This is a genomic window from Sphingomonas antarctica, from assembly GCF_965137005.1.
GTDB lineage: Bacteria > Pseudomonadota > Alphaproteobacteria > Sphingomonadales > Sphingomonadaceae > Sphingomonas_O > Sphingomonas_O antarctica.
Genome location: NZ_CBCRXM010000002.1, coordinates 164191 through 182273 on the forward strand (window position 1 = coordinate 164191; position 18083 = coordinate 182273).

Here is an 18083-nt window from a genome sequence, read left to right on the forward strand (position 1 = left end):
ACAAGACGATGGCCGCAGCCCTGACCTTTGAACGGCCCCATGCCGATGTCTCCGCGCGGCCGAGGATTGCCGACGATGTCGCGTTGCTGCGCGTCGCGGCGGAACTGTCGCGTGATCTCAATGGCGTTAAGCCCCGGATTTATTGGGCGGACTTCCTCGCATCGGCAGCGTTGGGCTATGCCGCACTGGCGAGCGCAATCCTTCTGTCAGGCGCCTTGGCGTGGGTCAGCGGGGTGATCGCGATCCTCGCGCTGTACCGGGCGGGCAGCTTTATTCACGAACTGACGCACGTGAAGCACCGCGACCTGCGCTGGTTCCGCTTCGGCTGGAACGCCATTGCCGGCGTGCCGCTGCTGGTGCCGTCGTTTCTGTATGAAGGGGTGCACAACCTCCACCACAACAAGACGCGCTATGGCACGATCGAGGATCCGGAGTATCTGCCGCTTGCGTTGATGAAGCCGTGGACGGTGCCGTTGTTCGTAATCGTCTCGGCGTTGGCGCCATTGGCCATGCTGGTGCGATTCGGGGTGCTGACGCCGCTGTCGCTGATCGTCCCGCCGCTGCGCACGATAGTCGTCGAGCGATTTTCGGGACTGCAAATCAACCCGCTGTTCCGCCGTCGCACGCCCGAGGGCGAGCTGAAGCGCCAATGGTACGCGCAGGAAGCCGCGTGCAGCATCTGGGCGATCACGCTGATCACGCTCGTCGCGACCCGCACGATCCCGCTGCGCGCTTTCGTCATCTTTCTCGCGGTCGCTGCGGGTGTGATGGTGCTTAATCAGGTGCGCACTTTGGTCGCGCATCTGTGGGAGAATGAAGGGGAGGCGATGACCGTCACGGCCCAATATCTCGATACCGTCAATGTGCCGCCGCCAACGTTGTTGCCAGCGTTATGGGCGCCGGTGGGCCTGCGTTATCACGCGCTGCACCACCTGTTGCCGGGCGTGCCGTATCACAATCTGGCCGAGGCGCACCGCCGCATTACCACCGCAGTCGAGCAGCATTCGCCTTATCACAAGGCAAGCTATACCGGGCTGCCCAAGCTGGTTGCCAGCCTGACCGCGAAGACGTTTACTCCTCGCTCCTGATCAGCACCGCTTCGCCGATCAGCAGGAACAGGACGAACGGCCCCCACGCCGCCAGCCACGCCGGGTAAGCGCCGAGATTGCCCATTGCGAGGCCGAAATTGTCCGCCACGAAATAAGCAAAGCCGAGCATCATCCCGATTACGGCGCGGACGAATAACTGGCCCGTTCGCGCCAGCCCGAATGCCGCGACCGCCGCAAGCAGCGGCATCAGCACCGTCGACAGCGGCCCGGACAATTTATGCCACAAAGCCGCGCGCTGCGGCACGCTGGGGCGTCCGGCCTCCTCGAGATCGCTCGTCGCCTGGCGCAGACCGGTGAAGCTGAGCCCGGAGGGGTCGATATTGCTGAGCGTGAACTGATCGGGCCGCAGTGCAAAACCGAACCGCATGGTCGGCGTTCGTGACACCTGCCCGGTGGCGACGTCGAAGGTGCGCGCATCGTGGAGCAGAAGGGCGCCCGCGCTATATTCGGCGCGCGTCGCCTCGATCGTGCGCAGCAATTGCCCCCCGGTCCGGTCGTAGATCCGTACATCGTCCAGCTGCACCGCATTCCCGCGACCGGTCACCGACGCCGCGTGGATCAGGTCGTCGCCGTCACGGACCCAGATATTGGTCTGGCCCTCGTGTCCCGTCGGCATCTTGGCGTAATTGACCGCCTGCCACCGGTTGAGCGTAGCGGCGGCGCGCGGGACGATCCGTTCGTTGAACGCGAATGTAACCCCTGCCACAGCGATGCTGGCGAGGATCAGCGGCGCCAGCACCTGGTGTGCCGACAGTCCGGCCGCCTTCATCGCGATGACTTCGCTATTCTGGTTCAACGTCGCCAGCGTCACCAATGCGCCAAGCAGGAAACAAAACGGCGCAAAACGCTGAATCAATTCGGGGATGCGCAGCGAAACATAAGTCAGCAATTGCGCCTGGCCATTGCCCGGCACGCTGAGAATATTATCCGATTCGCCGAGCAGATCGAGCACTTGCAGCACCATGATAAGCACGATCATCACCGCGATGCTGCGGACGAGGTACATTTTCGCCATGTGCCAGGCCAGCGTCCGCGACGGAAAGAAATCAGGCATTGGCGGCCTTTCCGGTCCAACGGCCGAACCAGCGCTTGAACACGCCGGCGATCTTGCCGAACACAACCTCCAACCCGCCGATCGGCTGACCGCCCGGAACGAACGCCAGCGTGTAAAACATCCACAGGATCAAGGCGGTGAACAATGCGAAGGGCAGCCACAAGGCCAGCACCGGATTGACGTAGCCAAGCCCGCCGACACCTTCGGCATATTCGTTGACCTTGTGATAGGCGACGACCATCACGATCGACAGGAACACGCCCAGCGCGGAGGTGGATCGCTTGGGTGGCACCGCCAGCGCGACGCCGAGCAGCGGCAGCAACAGCATCACCACCACTTCGACCATACGGAAATGGAAATTGGCGCGCGCCTTGTCGCGTTTCAATTCGGGAACGCCGCCGTCTTTCGCGCTGCGCACCAATTGCGGCAGCGTGAGTTCGCGATCACGCTCGCCCGGCGCGCGGAAGGCGCCGATACGCGGCAGGTCGATCGGCAGGTCGTGCGCGCTGAACGCCAAGACGCGCGGCGCGGCGAATTTGGGATCGTCCTGCACCAACGTGCCGTTTTCCAGCCGCAGGATGATCGTGTCGGGATCGTCGGTCGCGAGGAACGTGCCGCGATCCGCCGTCACCGATACGTCGGTGCCGTCGGCGCGGCGGACGTTGACGAACATGCCCGTCAGCTCGCGGCCCTCCTTGGCACTGCGTTCGATACGCAGCGTCAAATTCTTGCCCAGCCGTGTGAATTCGCCGACCTTGATCGACGCCCCCAATTGCCCCGAACGCAATTCGTAGCGCAGCCCCTCATAGGCATAGCGCGCGCGGGGCTGGACATAACCGACGATCGCCAGGTTAACGGCGGCCAGGACGATAGCGTAGAGAAACGGAACCCTCAGGAGGCGCGGATACCCTTGGCCCACCGCCTGCAGCACATCGAGTTCGGTCGACAGCGCCAGTTTGCGAAAGGCGAGGAGAATGCCCATCAGCAGTCCTATCGGGATGCCCAGCGACAGATATTCGGGCAGCAGGCTCGCGAGCATTTTCCACACGACGCTGACCGGCCCGCCCTCCTGCGCGACAAAATCGAACAGGCGAAGCATGCGGTCGAGCACCAGCAGCATCGCCGCGACGACGAGGCTCGACACCAATGGTACGATGATCTGACGCGCAATGTAGCGGTCGGTGGCGCTCAGCAAGATTGAACCATGCCCTTTCCGACCATCATTTTGCCTTAAACTCCGCCCATCTAGCGGGCTATGATCGTGAAGCACAGTCTTGCCGTCATGGCTTTTGCGCTGATCGCGGCACCGGTCGCGGCGCGCGCCGAGTGCACGGGGCCGGCGCTGCTGGTCAAGGTCGCGGGGCTCAAGAATCGCACCGGCGAAGTTCGCGTTCGCGCGTTCGGTGGCGATCCAAGCACCTATTTCGACAAGCACCACGTTTCCGCTGCCATTTACAAGGTGCCGCCACCGTCCGGACCGGTCGATTACTGCCTGGCTGTCAAACCCGGCGTCTATGCGGTCGACGTTCGTCAGGATCTGGACGGCGATGGCAAGACATCGGCAAGCGATGGTGTCGGCGCGTCCGGCAATCCGCAATTGAGCCTGTTCGACATTCTGTTCAAACGGCGCCCACCCGCCGTGCAGGTTCAGGTCCGGGTCGGCCAAGGCGTTACGCCAGTGTCGATCACCGTGCGATATCGGGGCTGATCGTGGCGACGGTCGCGCTCCTGTCAAACCCGACCTCGACTGGCAATCGTGCGTTCCTGCCGCGCATTCGCGAATATTGCGCGCGTCATTCGGACATTTTCCATTACGAGGTCGAAGCGGTCGAGCAGATCGACGATGCGCTCGCCTCCATCGCGCGGGTGCGTCCGCGGGTCCTGATCATCAACGGTGGGGACGGGACGGTTCAGGCGGCGCTGACGGCGCTTCATCGCGGCCGTCAGCTCGGGGACAACCCGCCGCCGATCGCTGTTCTGCCCAACGGCAAGACCAATTTGATCGCGCAGGATCTCGGCTGGCGCGGCGACCCGGTCGAAGCCCTCGACCGCATCGTGGCGATGGCCGATGGTGGTGTCGAACCACATGTTGTGCGCCGCGAGCTGATCGCGCTGAGCGAAGACGGCGCACCCCCGGTGCTCGGGATGTTCATGGGCGGCGCGGGGCTTGCCGACGCGATGCTGTACTGCCGCAATCACCTCTATCCGTTGGGACTGCCCAACGGGCTCAGCCATGTGCTGGCGACGCTCGCATCATTCTTCACCGTGCTGACCGGGATGACCGCGCGGTTCCTGCCGCAAGTGCCAGAATCGATCCGCGTGTCGCTCGGCGGTGGACGGCATGAGGGGCGGTTTTCGGTTTTGATCGTCACTACGCTGGAACAGATGCTGGTTGGCACGCGTGCCGATACCAGCGCGCGCGGGCTGAAGCTGATGGCAGTGGACCGTTCGGCGCTGGCGGTGCTGCGCGCGTTGTTTGCTGGCGTGACCGGCCGCGCAGGCAAGCAGCATTTCACCGGTGTGCATATCGATCATGGCGACCGCATCAGCATCGAAAGCGATGCATCGGACGTCATCCTCGACGGCGAAATTTTCCATGCCGCCCGTGGCCGGCCGATCACGCTGAGTTCGACCGCGCCGATGCCGTTCCTGCGCCTCGCGGCGTGACCCCACTCGAAGCGCTCGTCGCCGACGAGCTGGCGGTGCCGGTCGATCCACGGGTCAGCGAGATGGCGGCAGCGATCGCGGCACACCATCCCGGTAGCCTTGCCGTCCTGTTCTATGGGTCGTGCCTGCGCGATGCGACGCTTTGGGGGATGCTCGATTTCTATCTGATCGTCGAAGATTACGGGCGGGCCTATGACCGCAAATGGCTGGCGACCGCCAACCGGCTGCTTCCGCCCAACGTGTTTCCGTTTGCTGCGAACACTTTGAGCAGCAAATATGCTGTGCTCAGTCTCGCCGATCTGCAGCGCGAAACGAGCGAGCTCGCGCGCGATCCTTCGACCTTTGCGCGGCTGTCACAGCCTGCTCGATTGGTTTGGGGCAGCAATGCCGGAGCAGTGAGCGCGATCGCGCAAGCCTCGCGCACACTTCTAACCGTCACGCCCGGTGACGGCGTCACCGATCCGCTCGATCGCTGGCGCGTCGCTTTCGCGGCAACCTATGCCAGCGAGCTTCGTGCCGAGCGTGCCGCGCGCCCGGGCAGTATCGTCGATGCCGACCCGGCGCGTTACCTGAAGCTTGCTGCGGCACTGGGCGACGTGCCCAACCGCCAGATGCTGTGGCCGCGGCTGCGACGGTGGAGCAAATGGCGACAGGTTGCCAAACTCGCCAAAGCCAGTCTGACCTTTGCCGGCGGTGTCGACTATCTCGCGTGGAAGATCGCGCGGCATTCCGGTGAGCCAGTCACGGTCAAACCGTGGCAGCGGCGTTTTCCGCTGCTCGCGGCGTTCGTCATGCTGCCGCGTCTGATCGCGCGCGGCCAAGTTCGTTAGGCGTAGCGCTCAGCGCCGCTTCGATCGCTGCGCCCAATGCGGCGACGGTGAATGGTTTTCGCAACACCGGCGCACCCTCCAACGCTTCGGCGGCCTCTTCCTCGGCAAAACCGGTAACGAACAGGAACGGCAGGCCGGGTCGCACGGCGTGGACTTGCTCGCGGATTTCGGGTCCGGTCAGATCGGGCATCATGACGTCGCTGATCACCAGATCGGCTTCCGGATGCGCAACGATTACCGCCAGTGCGCCGTTCGGTTCGAAACAGCTGACGGGTTCGTGACCCAATTCGGTCAGCGCGGCGATCGTGGACGCCAGCACACGCCGGTCGTCCTCGATCAGGACGATCCGCCGCGCCCTATTCGCGCCGGTCTGGGCGGTCGCGGTGCGCGCTGCGGGAACGGCAACGCCCGCACCGCGCGGAAATAGCAGCGACACCAAAGTGCCTTCATCAGGCCGTGAATCCACATCGATCCCGCCGCCCGCCGCCTGCATGAAGCCGTGGATCTGGCTCAGGCCCAGCCCCGTGCCCTGATTGAGCGCCTTGGTGGTGAAGAACGGTTCGAAAATGCGCGCAACGACGTCGGGCGGCATGCCGCGCCCCGTATCCAGCACCGCGACGCGGACATAATCGCCCGCGGCCAATGCGCTGTCCCCATCCAGGGTCACATTGGCAGTGCTCAGTACCAACGTGCCGCCATCTGGCATCGCGTCGCGCGCATTGACCGCGAGGTTGAGGATGGCATTTTCGAATTGATGCCGATCGACGACGATCGGCCAAAGCCCCGTCGCGGGTTCGATCCGCACACGGATTGTGTCGCCGATCACACGGTCGAGCAGTTGTACCATGTCCGCCAGCATCGCGGCGGCGTCCGACGGCGTTGCATCGACCGGCTGGGCGCGCGCAAAGCCGAGCAAGCGGCGGGTCAGCGCGGCGGCGCGCTCGGCACCTTCCATCGCTTGGTTGAGAGGCTGGCGAACGGTGTCGTGTCCCGGCGGCAGGCGGCGCTGAGCCACGTCGATGCCGCCGACGACGACCGCGAGCATGTTATTGAAATCATGCGCGATCCCGCCGGTCAGCTGGCCGATCGCTTCCAGCTTCTGGGCCTGCCGCAATTTCTCCTCGGCGGCTTCGCGCTCGGTCATTTCGTGACGCAGTTCGGCCGTGCGCTCGGCGACCGCGAGTTCGAGGTCGGCGCTGCGTCCTTCCTCATCCTCCCGCTCGCGCTGCGCCTCCAGCATGCGCCAAGCGAGCAGCCCGGCACCGACCGCGAGCATCCCGCCAAAGATCGACAGCGCCGTGCCGATCGAATTTGAGCGGCCGATCCGCGCCTCGGCTGTCTCGGTCCGCGTATCCAGCAAGTCGCGCTCGTTATCGACGATCGCATCGAGCAGCCCGGCAATGCGGGCAACGTTTGGGGAGCGCCCCGCCGCATAATACAGGCTCATCGCCTGCGGGTTCTGGCCGTAATTGGTCCGCAGCGCGACGGCGGACAATTCCTTGCCGCGCGCCACATACGTCTCGCGCAATTCGTCGATCAACTTCTGGGTCGGTGGATCGCTAACCGCGCGGTCGAGCGCCTCGATTTCCGCGCCGGCGCGCCGCCAGCCATCATAATAAAGTCGCCCGAACCGCTTTTCGCCTTTGCCACTGATCATGAATCGGCCGAGCATCGCCTCGGATTCGCCGATCGACGCATCGAGCTGGCGCGCGAGGATCATCACTTCGTAACTCGATTGCTGGCGTTGCAGCGCGAGGTCGCGTTGACGGATCGAAATGTTGAGCACGGCGATCAGCGCGACGACGATCAACGCCGCCACCACCCCTGTCGTAATCGCCACGCCCAACCGCCAGCGTGACGCCGCCGTTCCGTTCATGCCCGACCCTCGCCAGCGGGCCATACGCGCGTTTGATGCGCGTTAAAAGTTAGCTGGTGAGGACGCCGCTGATCCGGCCCGCAGCTTGGAACGCCTTGAGGATAACATCGACTTCTTCGCGGCTATGCTCGGCACACAGGGAACAGCGGAGCAGAAACATGCCGGCGGGGGTCGCGGGTGGACGCGCGAGATTCACATAGACGCCGGCTTCGAGCAGCGCCTGCCACGCCGCGACCGCTTGGGCCTGGTCGTGCAGGATCACCGCGATGATCGCCGATTGGGGCGTTTCCGTCCCCAATTTATAGCCCATGTCCCGCAGGCCGCCGTGGAGAATGCGGCTGTTTTCCCACAGATGCGCGCGCTTGTTCCCCGCGTGCATCAGCTTGCGGATCGAAGTCGCAGCGGTCGCGACTACGCTCGGCGGCAGCGATGCGGTAAAGATGTAGGGGCGGCAGACAAGGCGCAGAATCTCGAACTTCGGATGGTTCGACACGCAAAAGCCGCCGACGGTACCGACAGATTTGGAAAAGGTGCCGATGACGAAGTCGACATCGTCCGACACACCCTGTTCCTCGAACACGCCGCGACCATGCTCGCCAAAAAAGCCCATGCCGTGCGCCTCGTCGACCAAAATCATGCAATTGGCATGTTTGCGGATGGCGGCGACCATATCCGGCAGCGGTGCGATGTCGCCGAGCATCGAATAGACACCCTCGAGCACGACCAGCTTTTGCGCGTCGGCGGGCAGACGGCCGAGGCGCTTGTCGAGGTCTTCGACACTGTTGTGGCGGAACCTGACGATTTCCGCATCGCCGAGGAAACAGCCGTCATAGATCGACGCATGGCTGTCTGCGTCGATAACGACATAATCGCCCTTGCCCGCCAGCGTCGAGATAACCCCGAGATTGGCTTGGTAGCCGGTCGAAAACACCATCGCGCCCGACATGCCATAAAAGTCGCGCAGTGCGTCCTCGCACTCGCGATGCCCCTGATACGTGCCGTTAAGCACGCGGCTGCCGGTGGTGCCGCTGCCGAAATTGTCGAGTGCATCCTTGCCTGCCCGGATCACATCGGGATCGAAGGTCATGCCCATGTAATTGTAAGTGCCGAGAAGAATGGTCTCCTTGCCCTTGATGATCGCGCGGGTCGGCGACATGACCTGTTCCATCACAATCGAAAACGGGTCTCGCACACCGGTGTCGAGTAGCGCCTGGCGCTCGGCGATCAGCGGGTCGAATTTGGAAAACAGGTCGCGCGCGTTCACCGCTTCGACCGGGGTGTGCGCATCGGCGGCGGTGTCGATTGCATCGCTCACGATTTCAACTTCACGACGGCATCGACCAGCTGGCCGACGGTTTCGATTTCCGCCTGCATATTCATGGTGATGAGGATGTCGAAGTCATCCTCGATCGCCGCGACGAAATCCATCACGGTCAGCGAATCCCATTCGAGGTCGCCGGCAAAGGTCGTCGCGTCGGTGACGGCAACCTGTTTCTTATTGAACGGTTCGATCTGCGCCTTGATCGTGTCGAACGTGGCGGTACGGTCTGTCATACGTGAATCCTAAGATCAGGATGCCCCCCTGCCAAGCGAATGCGGCAGCATCGCGGCGGTCAATAGGCGCGCGAAGAGACCGCCGCGAACGCCGTCTTGGCGAGGATGTACAGATCGAACGGCACCGACCAGTTTTCGATGTAGTGGAGATCGTGTTCAAGACGGCGAACCAACTTGTCCTCGGTATCGGTTTCACCGCGCCAGCCAGAGGCCTGTGCCCAGCCAGTGATGCCCGGTTTGACGCGGTGGCGTGCGGCGTAGGTCGAAACGACATCCTTGAATTCGCGACCGCCGGCCTTGGTCGTCGGCGCGTGCGGACGCGGGCCGACGATCGACATGTCGCCCTTCATGACGTTGAGTAATTGCGGCAGTTCGTCGATCGACGTGGCTCTGATGAAACGGCCGACACGGGTGATGCGCGGGTCGTCCCGCGTCGCCTGATTGACCTTGTCGAATTCGAGCGTGTCGGTGCGCATCGAGCGGAATTTCCAGATCAGGAAGCTGCGGTTGTTGAACCCTTCGCGCGGTTGTTTGAAAAAGACCGGGCCGGGGCTATCGAATTTGATCGCGATGGCCGTGACCAGCATGATCGGCGCCGCGAAGATCAGGATGATCGCGCCCAGAATCAAATCTTCGGCGCGTTTCAGGATCTGATCGGTGCCCGATATCGGCCGTTCGAACAATGTCATCAGCGGGACGCTGTCGAGCAGCACCATGGCGCGCTGCGAAAACATATAGGCGACGAGATCGGGGGCGAGGCGGATCCGCACCGGCGTCATCGACAATTCGGTGACGATTTGCTTGATGCGGCGTTCTTCCTGCCACGGCAGCGCGATGATGACCTGCTCGATTTCGCCCTTGCGAATGTCCTCGACCAGCTGGCCGACGCCACCACGTAGCGGCACTTCGCCCTGTGGCGGCGGCAATCGCGAGACACTGCGGTCGTCGTAAATCCCGACCAGATCGATCGTCACGCGCTTCGATCCGAGAATATGACGCGCGATGCGCCAACCCTGTTCGCTGCCGCCGAAGATGGCCACACGTTGATTGAACACGCCGCGCGAGCGCGCCGAACGAAGCAACAGCGTCGAAATGCCGCGTGCCACGACCAGACCGCCCATGCCGGTGACGAACCACGACACCAGCCAGATGCGGGAAAACGTGGCCGACAATTTCAGGAAGAATGCAGCACCGATGACGAATCCGATCGTCACGAACCACGCCATCAACAAGCGGCCCCAGGCGATGCGCATCGAAAACCGCGCGTCGAGGTCATAAGCCCCGGTCAGCTCGGCAAATGTCGCAAAGAAGGTCAATGCGAGGAAGATCGTGCCAATATAGCTGCGCGTGCGCTCGGCATTCAGATCATCGAGAAACAGCCACCAGCACCATGCTGCTGCGGCTAGCAGCACCACGACTTCCAGCGCGACGAGCAGCAACGACGACAGTTCGAGCAGCACCGGCACGCGCCGGGGATGCGCCGAAAACTCGGTGGGTGGAGCGGCGTCCGGCCTGGCGTCAGCCACGGGACTGCGGCCCGCCTGCGGCGGCGAAACGCGTTCCGAGCAGCACGCGACGTCCATCGGGTCCGACATGGTCGATCAGGCTGCTCGCAAAGGCCCGATTGACGGCGTCGCCGCGCTCTTCATCGAGCGTCAGTGTCGATATGCGCACCAGAACGCCGTCGGGGACCAGCCCTGCGAGGGCATTTTGGAAGCGCACCTGGCGCTGTTCGCTGCCAGTCACCGGCAGATATTCGCCGATCCGCGTCCAGTACCAGATTTGCTCCGCCCGCTGGTCGAGCCGCGCGGACAGTCGCCGGATCGGCACCTTTGGCCCGCCGCCCAGCGCCAGTTCGCGATTGGCACCGTCATAGATCGTGAACCCGACCGCCGGATAACAGCTTTCGGGTCGGTGAAGCTGCAATTGATCGCTCTGTGTGCCGCCATAAGCGATCAGCAGCATGACCGTATCGTCTTCGGGGGTGGTAAAGATGCGCTGGACGGTCTGGCTATACAGCCGATCGGCGAGGCTTCCTTTCGGCGCAGGGGCGATCACGCCGCTGCCGGTGGTCGCGGTAAAGCCCGGCAATTTATGCGGGATGAGCGTGTCGAGCTTGCGGCTGCCGAGCAGCGATACCTTGTGACGCGGCACCAAAGCCTGTGCCACGCCGGCCACGCCGATCAGGCCGGCGCCAACCAGAAAATCACGCCGGTCGGGCAATTGCGCCTCCTGCCTGACGCCGTGCCATAACGCTTTGCAGCGCCGAATCGATCAGCATGATCGTCAGCAATGCGGTGATGAAGGTCACCATGCCGGCAAATTGATGGAGGAAACCCTGCGCGACCTGATCGCTCCAGAAATAGGTCAGCAGCACCAGGATGCTGACGCGGATCATGTTGGCGAAGATCGCGATCGGAAAGATCAAGGCGGACAGGAACAGCGCGTAACGCACGCTCGCCTGATGCAGCAGGTAGATGTAGAACAGTCCGATCGCGAACAGGCTGGTCAGCGAATTGAGCCCCGAACAGGCATCTTCGACAAGCAGCTGGTATTGCGCGACATACATCACCACGCCTTCGCGGACGACCGGAATGCCGGCGCCCGATAGGATATGCGTCACCGAGGCCGAGACCCATTCTTTAAGCGAGCCGGTCAAGCGGTCCTGGAACCAGGTCGGCAGCGGCGCGACGAAATACAGGTAGAGCAACGCAAACCACAGACGGCGGCAAACTTCGCCGCCGACGAACAGATAGAAGATCGTTTCGCAAATCAGGATCGTCGCACCGACCTGAATGACCAGAAAGCCGAATGCCTGTCCCGCGATATAACACAGCGCGCCGAACAGCCCCACCGGAATGGCCACGAGCAGCGAACCCGGGCGGCGATGTTCGCGGATGACGTCCTTCTGGCTGAAAAACAGCCACAGGCCGGTCGCCAGGATGATCAGCGTTGGAATGATGAGCGCGGCGAGGCCGATCGCCAGCGGCCAGCGGGCAACGACCGTGTCAAAACCCGGCGGACGTCTCGCGGCAACGGTGTCCATCAGGAGCTGATCAGCACCGAACCCGCGATCGTCGCGCCATCGGCCTTGAGCGCGTTGCTCAACACTTCGATGTCGCGAATGTAGCTGCGATCCTTGCGTGCCACGATCAGGGCATAGCCCGCGACGCTGGCGACACGCTGCGCGTCGGCGCTGCGGTTCGACGGCGTCGTCGTGAAGATCGTCAGATCGTGTTCGCGCAGGAAGCGGTTGGCGATCGATGCAAACCGCGCGCTGCCCATCGCTTCGACGCCCGCCGCGGGATCGCGCCCGGCCGTGACGATCGACAAGGTCGGCAACGGCATTTGCCTCACGATATCGCTGGCATCGACGTCTTCGTCGATCAACGCGTCGCTCAGCCCCGGATCGTTTTCGGGCAGGCCGAACATGCCGGCCAGGCGCGGGTGACGCAGATCGGTTTCGACCAGCAAAGTGCGGATCTCGACCTGGGCCAGCGCGACCGCGAGGTTTGCGGCCACGAAGCTCGCCTGCGCCGACGGGGCGACGCTGCAAATGGCGAGGGCGCGGCGCCCCATGCGGACATGCTGGGCGATCAGGCGCGTGCGGATCGCGCGAATCGCCTCCGCGGTCATGCCATGCGGTTCGGTCAGCAGCAGGATCGACCGCGTCGGATCCTCATGATCCGGAATGGCAAAATCGACGGCGCGCGGTTCGGCCTGTTGTAAATCGGCCATTACGCAGCCTCGGGTGCGGGCAGAGCGGGATGCGCGCGACCCAGCGACGGAAGCCAGCGGCGCGGCTGTTCGGGCAGTTCGAGATGAACCTCGGCCAGCACCGGCGCCCCCGCCGACACTTCGAGGTCGTTGCTGGTGCGGATGCGGCGACCGAGCATTTCGACCAGCAGCGCCAGACAGATACCGAGGATAAGTCCGAACCCCGTCGCCGCCGCGATGATCAATGGCTTGTTCGGGAAATCGGGCTTTTCACCCGAGGTCGCCGTGCCCATCGGCGTCAGGCCGGTTTCGGAGACGTTGGCCGACAGGCGCAATTCGCCCGCGCGGTCTTCGATCTTGCCGAGTTCCTGACGCTTTTGTTCGATGTCGCGCGTCATCTGCTGGATGCGATCGACTTCGGGGCTGCGCGCGATGACCCGCGCCTTTTGCGCTTCATAAGCCGAATTGATCGCCGCCGCCGGATTGCCACCGCCGGTCACCCCGCCGCTGGCGCGCTCACGCGCTGCAGCCTGTTCCAATACGGCGCGTTGACGGATCAGCGCCTGGAAAGTCGGGTGATTGGGACCGAGTGTCTGGCCCGCCTGGGCAATCTGCTGCTCGTTCTGCGCCAGCTGCATCTGGGCTGGGCCGGCAGTGGTCGGCATGCGCATCTGCGGCGTCGCGCCGAGCGCTGCAGCACTTGCGGATTGCGCCGACAGTGAATCGAGGCGCGCCGATTCGAGATCCATATTCTGCGCGTTGAGCACAATGTTGTGCTCCTTGGCGTAACGCGCACGTTCGGCTTCGGCTGATTCGACCAGTCGCTGCGCATCTTCACGCTGTTGCTGATACCAGTCGGCGGTCTTGCCGGCAGCTTCGCGGCGCAACTGCAGGCTGACATCGACATAAGTGTCGCGCAGCACCGTTGCGATACGGCGCGCGGTGTCGGGGTTGGACGATTTGAACGTGATCTCCATAATGTTGGAGGCCTCGATCAACCCGGCATCGGTGTTGCGGATGATTTCACGCGCCAGCCAGTGGCGAATATCCTCGCTCTGGCTCTCGACTGAATTCTGGTAGCTTTGAACGATGGCCGGGTTGCTCGCCCAGCCCAGACGGTCGACCACCGGTTCGGCGACCTGATAATCCTTGATCAGCTCGATCTGGGTGCGGGTGTAGGCGCGCAGGAACTGGCTGCCGAGCATCTGTCCGGTCACCGGATCGGGCTTCACGACGTCGAGCATGACACGCGACCGACCGGTATAGCGTTCGGGTAGCAATTCTGCGGTGACGGCTGCGGCGATCAGACAGCTGAGCAGCGCGGCCAGCACGATGACGCGCCGGGCCCACAGAATCTGGAAGAACTGGATCAGGCTCACTGTATCAACTCCTCGACCGCACCCGGCGGCCAAACCCCGAATTCACGAAATCAGAACAGTCGTTCACCCACCACGATGGTGTCGCCCGGCTTGACCTTTTCCTCGAGCGCCAGCTTGACCTGCTCGCCCTTGCGGAAGACCTTGACCTTGCCCTGCGAACCATTGGCGGTCAGCCCGCCGGCGCGACCCAGCGCGTTGCGGATCGAAAGGTCGCGCGTCGTGGGGTAGGCCCCCGGCGCGTTCACCTGCCCATAGATGTAAAAGCTTTCCGCCGCCGGCGCGAAGATGCGGTCGCCCGGATGCACGATCGGGTCGCTGTCGGCATAGCCCAGAGCGATCGACGAAAACATCAGCCGCTGTTCCTGCCCGGCGTCGTTGCGAATGACGATTTCGTCATTGCTGTCGGGCTTCAGCCCACCGGCGCGCGCCAGGATTTCGGACAAATGATATTCGCGATCGACCGGCTGCAGTCCCGAAGACGCGACGGCCCCCAGCACCGTCACATACCGGCTGGCGAACGACACGATCTCGACGTTGACGATGGGCTTGGAATAATAGCCGCCCTTGTCGAGCCGCGCCGCGACCGTGCGCGCGAACGCCGTGCTGTTCTCGCCCGTCGCCTTCACGTCACCGACGAACGGCAGTGCGATCGTGCCGTCTTCGCGGATGCGCGAACGCGTCGTGAAATCATTCTGGCCCAGCACGCGCACCTCTATGGTGTCGCCCGGGCCGAGGAGATAGCTGTCCTCGCTCATCGAATTGGCGGCGGGCGGTGCCGCCACGACCGGAGGCGGGGCCGCAGTTTGCGCGATCGCTGGCGAAGCCAACAGCAATGCCGAAAGTGTCAGAAGGTTGTTCATCGTCTGCCCCATGCTTTCATGCGTATTAATGAATTCTGATCGTGAGCGCCAATATTCGCGCATTATATGCAAAAGATGGCAAATCGCCCCGCCGTTGCCGCCAAATGGCGCCGGCATCGAGCGAGACATGGCGCGCGGCGTCGAACGACGCGCCGACGTTGATCGTACGCGAGCGGTCGTTGAAGTTGCCGGTGGGTAGTGGCGCCAGCGGCGATTGAGATAAGCGGCGGCGCGTTACGCCTGCCCCCGAATTCAACGTGATACGAGGATTCAGGCGGTACGTCAGCCCGACATTGAAACTGTCGACAATCGAATAATCGACACCGAGGAGGTTGGATTGCTGGATACTGCGCCCGAAACCGACCTCCGCCGTTGCGCGCGGTGCGACATAAGTCAGCGCTACATCGTAGGTGCCGCCGCGAAAGCCGCGTACGCCCGGCGTGTTCGACTGGACGCGCGTCACGCCGCCCGAAACGTGCCCTTTGATTCGCCCGAACTCCCGATCGAGCTTTACACCGGCAGCATAGCTCTTGACCGATTCGTTCAGGCCGGGCGACAGGAAGCGGTTGTCGTAAATCCCGTGACGATAGTTGGTGTAAAGACTGAGATTACCGATGGCGGGTCGATTTAACCCGATTTGCGCATTGTACGTGTCGGCGTGATAATCACCATACGATCGGAATGGGTCCGAATTCTGCACATCGTCATGTCCGTAATTGAGGCTTGACGACAGGCCGCCGGCTGCGCCGCAGCTAACGCCAACATCGGGAGCCCATGAAGTTTCACGATTTCGGCCTCGGCCAAAGCCGCCGATGACAATGTCTTCAAGGTCGCTTTGACGCCGGCTGTAACGGACATCGCCGTTCAGCGTGCACGTCCCCGCCGAAACTGATCCGCCTCCTCGCAAACTAATCCGTTCGCGTTCCAACTGTTTGTTGTAGCGATAGAAATCATATCCGACGACACCTGTCAGAAACAGGCTCTGTCGGCCGATCGGCCGGACGATGTTGATCGCAAGCTGTGGCGACGCGCGGGTATCGCTGCGCCGGAAGCCGTTCGGCGACGCCGCCACGTCGGGCAGGCGCAGGACGTTGTCGTCAAATTCGAGCCGCAGTTGCGGCTCGATTGAAAACTGCCGCGTTGGCGCCTGTTGCGCAACCGCCGCACTCGGAACAAACGCGACTGCCGCCACGACAGGCAGTCGACCCCAAAAAGACCGTCCTCTGGCCAAACCGATAAAATCCCGAAAACGCATGGCGTTGCGCATAGACTGACCTTCTTACGAAACAAAGCACACAACCGTCCAATTGCGGTACAGCGACGGCGTTTGCGGCGCGCCCGCTGCCGCGATAAGGCGTTACCAAGGCTCATAAGGTATCAGGCGGTAATGCAGACGGTCTATGACTGGGTAACGGTGGCGATCTTCGCGGGAATCATCGTGATATTTCTGCAACGCTCGTTCGACGATAAGGGGACGCAGGATTCGATCTGGTCGTATTTGCCACCGTCGATCGGCTGTGCGCTGGCCAATTACATGGGCAACGAAGCGATCAAGGGCAGCGGCGATTGGCTGCACGCGCTGGCGGTGCTGACCATCGGTGCGGTACTCGCTTACATTTATTTCGTGATTAAGCCCGATTGGGCGATGCGCTAAGGCGCGTAACCGCCGACGGAAGGATTGGTTTTGAGCTTTATCGACACGCTGCGCGGATGGTTTTCGCCTGTCCGTTCCGACGAGGAGACGATGGGCGACGACGCGACCCAGCCGGTGATGCGCCGGATCGAGATTCGCGCGTCCGAACCGCGCACCAGGCGGGTGTTGCCGACGTTCCGCGGGATCATCAACCGGCCGCGCACGACGAATCAGAGCGATGCGCGGCTCGACCGTACGCGCGCCCAGGTCCGCGACGTGTTCGCGCCGAGCCAGCCGGTGACCGACGAACGCGTCTTCGCAGGACGCACCAAGGTTCTGAAACACCTGATCGAGGTGATCGAGCACCGCATGAGCCATGTGGTCATTTTCGGCGAACGCGGCATCGGCAAGACGTCGATCCTGCACATCCTGCACAAACTCGCCGCCGATTCGGACTACACCGTGCTGCACAGCACCTGTGGCGCGCGGTCGGAGTTCAGCTCGACCTTCCGAACGATGCTGAAGGGCGTCCCGTTACGCTTTCACCAAAGCGTTTCGCCGGCGATCGAACGCGGCGACCAGTCGGGCGGGCTGACCAGCTTGTTGCCCGAGGGCGAATTCGACGCGCGCGAATTGAGCGAGGTCCTCGCTTCGATCACCTCCACCCGGGTGATCATCCTGCTCGACGAATACGACCGCGTCGAAAGCGAGTTGTTCCGCCAATCGATCGCCGAATTGATCAAGAACCTGTCCGATGCCGCGGCGCGCGTGCAGTTGGTCATCGCCGGTGTTTCGCCCAATCTGGACGAGCTGATCGGTTATGTGCCGTCGATTCGCCGCAATATCATCGGCGTACCGATCCAGCGGCTGGCGAGTGACGAAGTTCGCGAAATCCTGCGTATCGGCGAGGAAGCCAGCGGGTTGGCCTTTGCCAGCGGCGCGGCGGCGATGGTCGAACAACTGGGCAACGGGTCGCCCTATCTGGTGCGGTTGATCGCCTATCAAAGCTCGATGATCGCGCTCGACGCGGGGCGTTACGATGTTCGCGAAGAAGACGTCGCGGCGGGGCTGGAGCGGATGGTTGAGGAAACCGAGGCGCGTTTGCCCGTCCTCATTGCGCAGCGCGTGCGCCTGGCCGATCCGGGCGCCTATCCTGCGCCGCTCGCCGAACTGGCGGCGCTGGCCGGTACGCCCAACGGGTGGTTCTCGTTCGAGGGCAAGCGTCCGTCGCCGCAAGTCCACGCGCTGGTCGAAAAATTCGGCAATGCGGGGCTGCTCGAACGCCGCCGCGATTCGGCGGGTGAGAGCGAGGCGATGCATTTCGTCGACGAAGGTCTGCCAAGCTATTTGTGGATGCTCGCGGCGCGCGCCACACGAGCACAAAAAAGTTCGGTAGCGGCCTGA

18 protein-coding genes are annotated in these 18083 nt (G+C 63.0%); 6 read left to right on the top strand and 12 right to left on the bottom strand.

The genetic code is table 11. From position 1 onward, the window contains the following. Positions 1 to 8: 8 nt before the first annotated feature. A complete protein-coding gene (locus ACM9ME_RS02960; RefSeq protein WP_415641940.1) occupies positions 9 to 1088 on the top strand; it encodes a fatty acid desaturase family protein in 1080 nt (359 codons plus the stop codon). Here the strand turns inward: ACM9ME_RS02960 and lptG are convergent. Both lptG and lptF read right to left on the bottom strand, forming a co-directional pair. After that, a complete protein-coding gene (lptG, locus tag ACM9ME_RS02965) occupies positions 1072 to 2163 on the bottom strand; it encodes an LPS export ABC transporter permease LptG (RefSeq protein WP_415641941.1) in 1092 nt (363 codons plus the stop codon). The two genes, ACM9ME_RS02960 and lptG, sit on opposite strands and share 17 nt — an antisense overlap. Continuing rightward, positions 2156 to 3358: an LPS export ABC transporter permease LptF gene (gene lptF, locus ACM9ME_RS02970; RefSeq protein ID WP_415641942.1), complete on the bottom strand. Its 1203-nt coding sequence runs from the start codon at positions 3356 to 3358 to the stop codon at positions 2156 to 2158. The genes lptG and lptF overlap by 8 nt, the downstream gene beginning before the upstream one ends. Positions 3359 to 3418: 60 nt before the next feature. Between lptF and ACM9ME_RS02975 the strand changes: the two genes are divergently transcribed. The 3 genes from ACM9ME_RS02975 to ACM9ME_RS02985 are packed head-to-tail and all read left to right on the top strand — an operon-like array spanning position 3419 to position 5660. Continuing rightward, positions 3419 to 3871: a DUF2141 domain-containing protein gene (locus ACM9ME_RS02975; protein WP_415641943.1), complete on the top strand. Its 453-nt coding sequence runs from the start codon at positions 3419 to 3421 to the stop codon at positions 3869 to 3871. A gap of 2 nt (positions 3872 to 3873) precedes the next feature. Beyond that, positions 3874 to 4830 carry a diacylglycerol/lipid kinase family protein gene (locus ACM9ME_RS02980; protein ID WP_415641944.1) on the top strand — a complete coding sequence of 319 codons (957 nt, stop codon included), beginning with the start codon at positions 3874 to 3876 and terminating at the stop codon, positions 4828 to 4830. Then, on the top strand, positions 4827 to 5660 hold the full coding sequence (locus tag ACM9ME_RS02985) for a hypothetical protein (RefSeq protein ID WP_415641945.1): 834 nt from the start codon (positions 4827 to 4829) through the stop codon (positions 5658 to 5660). The genes ACM9ME_RS02980 and ACM9ME_RS02985 overlap by 4 nt, the downstream gene beginning before the upstream one ends. Here the strand turns inward: ACM9ME_RS02985 and ACM9ME_RS02990 are convergent. From ACM9ME_RS02990 to ACM9ME_RS03035, 10 genes are read right to left on the bottom strand one after another with little or no spacing between them, the layout of a single operon-like run. After that, positions 5620 to 7536, bottom strand: a complete 1917-nt coding sequence (locus ACM9ME_RS02990; protein ID WP_415641946.1) for an ATP-binding protein — start codon at positions 7534 to 7536, stop codon at positions 5620 to 5622. The genes ACM9ME_RS02985 and ACM9ME_RS02990 overlap by 41 nt on opposite strands. A 49-nt stretch (positions 7537 to 7585) precedes the next feature. After that, a complete protein-coding gene (gene spt / locus ACM9ME_RS02995; protein ID WP_415642094.1) occupies positions 7586 to 8839 on the bottom strand; it encodes a serine palmitoyltransferase in 1254 nt (417 codons plus the stop codon). An 8-nt stretch (positions 8840 to 8847) separates the two neighbouring features. After that, the gene (locus ACM9ME_RS03000) at positions 8848 to 9090 is read right to left on the bottom strand and encodes an acyl carrier protein (protein WP_415641947.1); all 243 of its coding nucleotides are present in this window, start codon (positions 9088 to 9090) and stop codon (positions 8848 to 8850) included. 59 nt (positions 9091 to 9149) lie between these two features. After that, positions 9150 to 10616, bottom strand: coding sequence for an undecaprenyl-phosphate glucose phosphotransferase (locus ACM9ME_RS03005; protein WP_415641948.1), 1467 nt, complete (start codon positions 10614 to 10616; stop codon positions 9150 to 9152). After that, positions 10609 to 11313, bottom strand: a complete 705-nt coding sequence (epsI, locus tag ACM9ME_RS03010) for an exosortase-associated protein EpsI, V-type (protein WP_415641949.1) — start codon at positions 11311 to 11313, stop codon at positions 10609 to 10611. Before epsI ends, ACM9ME_RS03005 begins: the two co-directional genes overlap by 8 nt. After that, positions 11297 to 12136: an exosortase gene (xrt, locus tag ACM9ME_RS03015; RefSeq protein ID WP_415641950.1), complete on the bottom strand. Its 840-nt coding sequence runs from the start codon at positions 12134 to 12136 to the stop codon at positions 11297 to 11299. Before xrt ends, epsI begins: the two co-directional genes overlap by 17 nt. Further along, a complete protein-coding gene (locus ACM9ME_RS03020) occupies positions 12136 to 12828 on the bottom strand; it encodes a CpsD/CapB family tyrosine-protein kinase (protein WP_415641951.1) in 693 nt (230 codons plus the stop codon). Before ACM9ME_RS03020 ends, xrt begins: the two co-directional genes overlap by 1 nt. Beyond that, positions 12828 to 14186 carry a GumC family protein gene (locus ACM9ME_RS03025; RefSeq protein WP_415641952.1) on the bottom strand — a complete coding sequence of 453 codons (1359 nt, stop codon included), beginning with the start codon at positions 14184 to 14186 and terminating at the stop codon, positions 12828 to 12830. Before ACM9ME_RS03025 ends, ACM9ME_RS03020 begins: the two co-directional genes overlap by 1 nt. 50 nt (positions 14187 to 14236) lie before the next feature. Beyond that, entirely contained in the window at positions 14237 to 15046 is an 810-nt protein-coding gene (locus ACM9ME_RS03030) for a polysaccharide biosynthesis/export family protein (protein ID WP_415641953.1), read from the bottom strand. 25 nt (positions 15047 to 15071) lie between these two features. After that, positions 15072 to 16238, bottom strand: coding sequence for an outer membrane beta-barrel protein (locus ACM9ME_RS03035; protein ID WP_415641954.1), 1167 nt, complete (start codon positions 16236 to 16238; stop codon positions 15072 to 15074). Between the two features lie 195 nt (positions 16239 to 16433). Between ACM9ME_RS03035 and ACM9ME_RS03040 the strand changes: the two genes are divergently transcribed. Then, on the top strand, positions 16434 to 16700 hold the full coding sequence (locus ACM9ME_RS03040) for an XrtV sorting system accessory protein (protein WP_415641955.1): 267 nt from the start codon (positions 16434 to 16436) through the stop codon (positions 16698 to 16700). Between the two features lie 30 nt (positions 16701 to 16730). Further along, on the top strand, positions 16731 to 18083 hold the full coding sequence (locus ACM9ME_RS03045; RefSeq protein WP_415641956.1) for an ATP-binding protein: 1353 nt from the start codon (positions 16731 to 16733) through the stop codon (positions 18081 to 18083).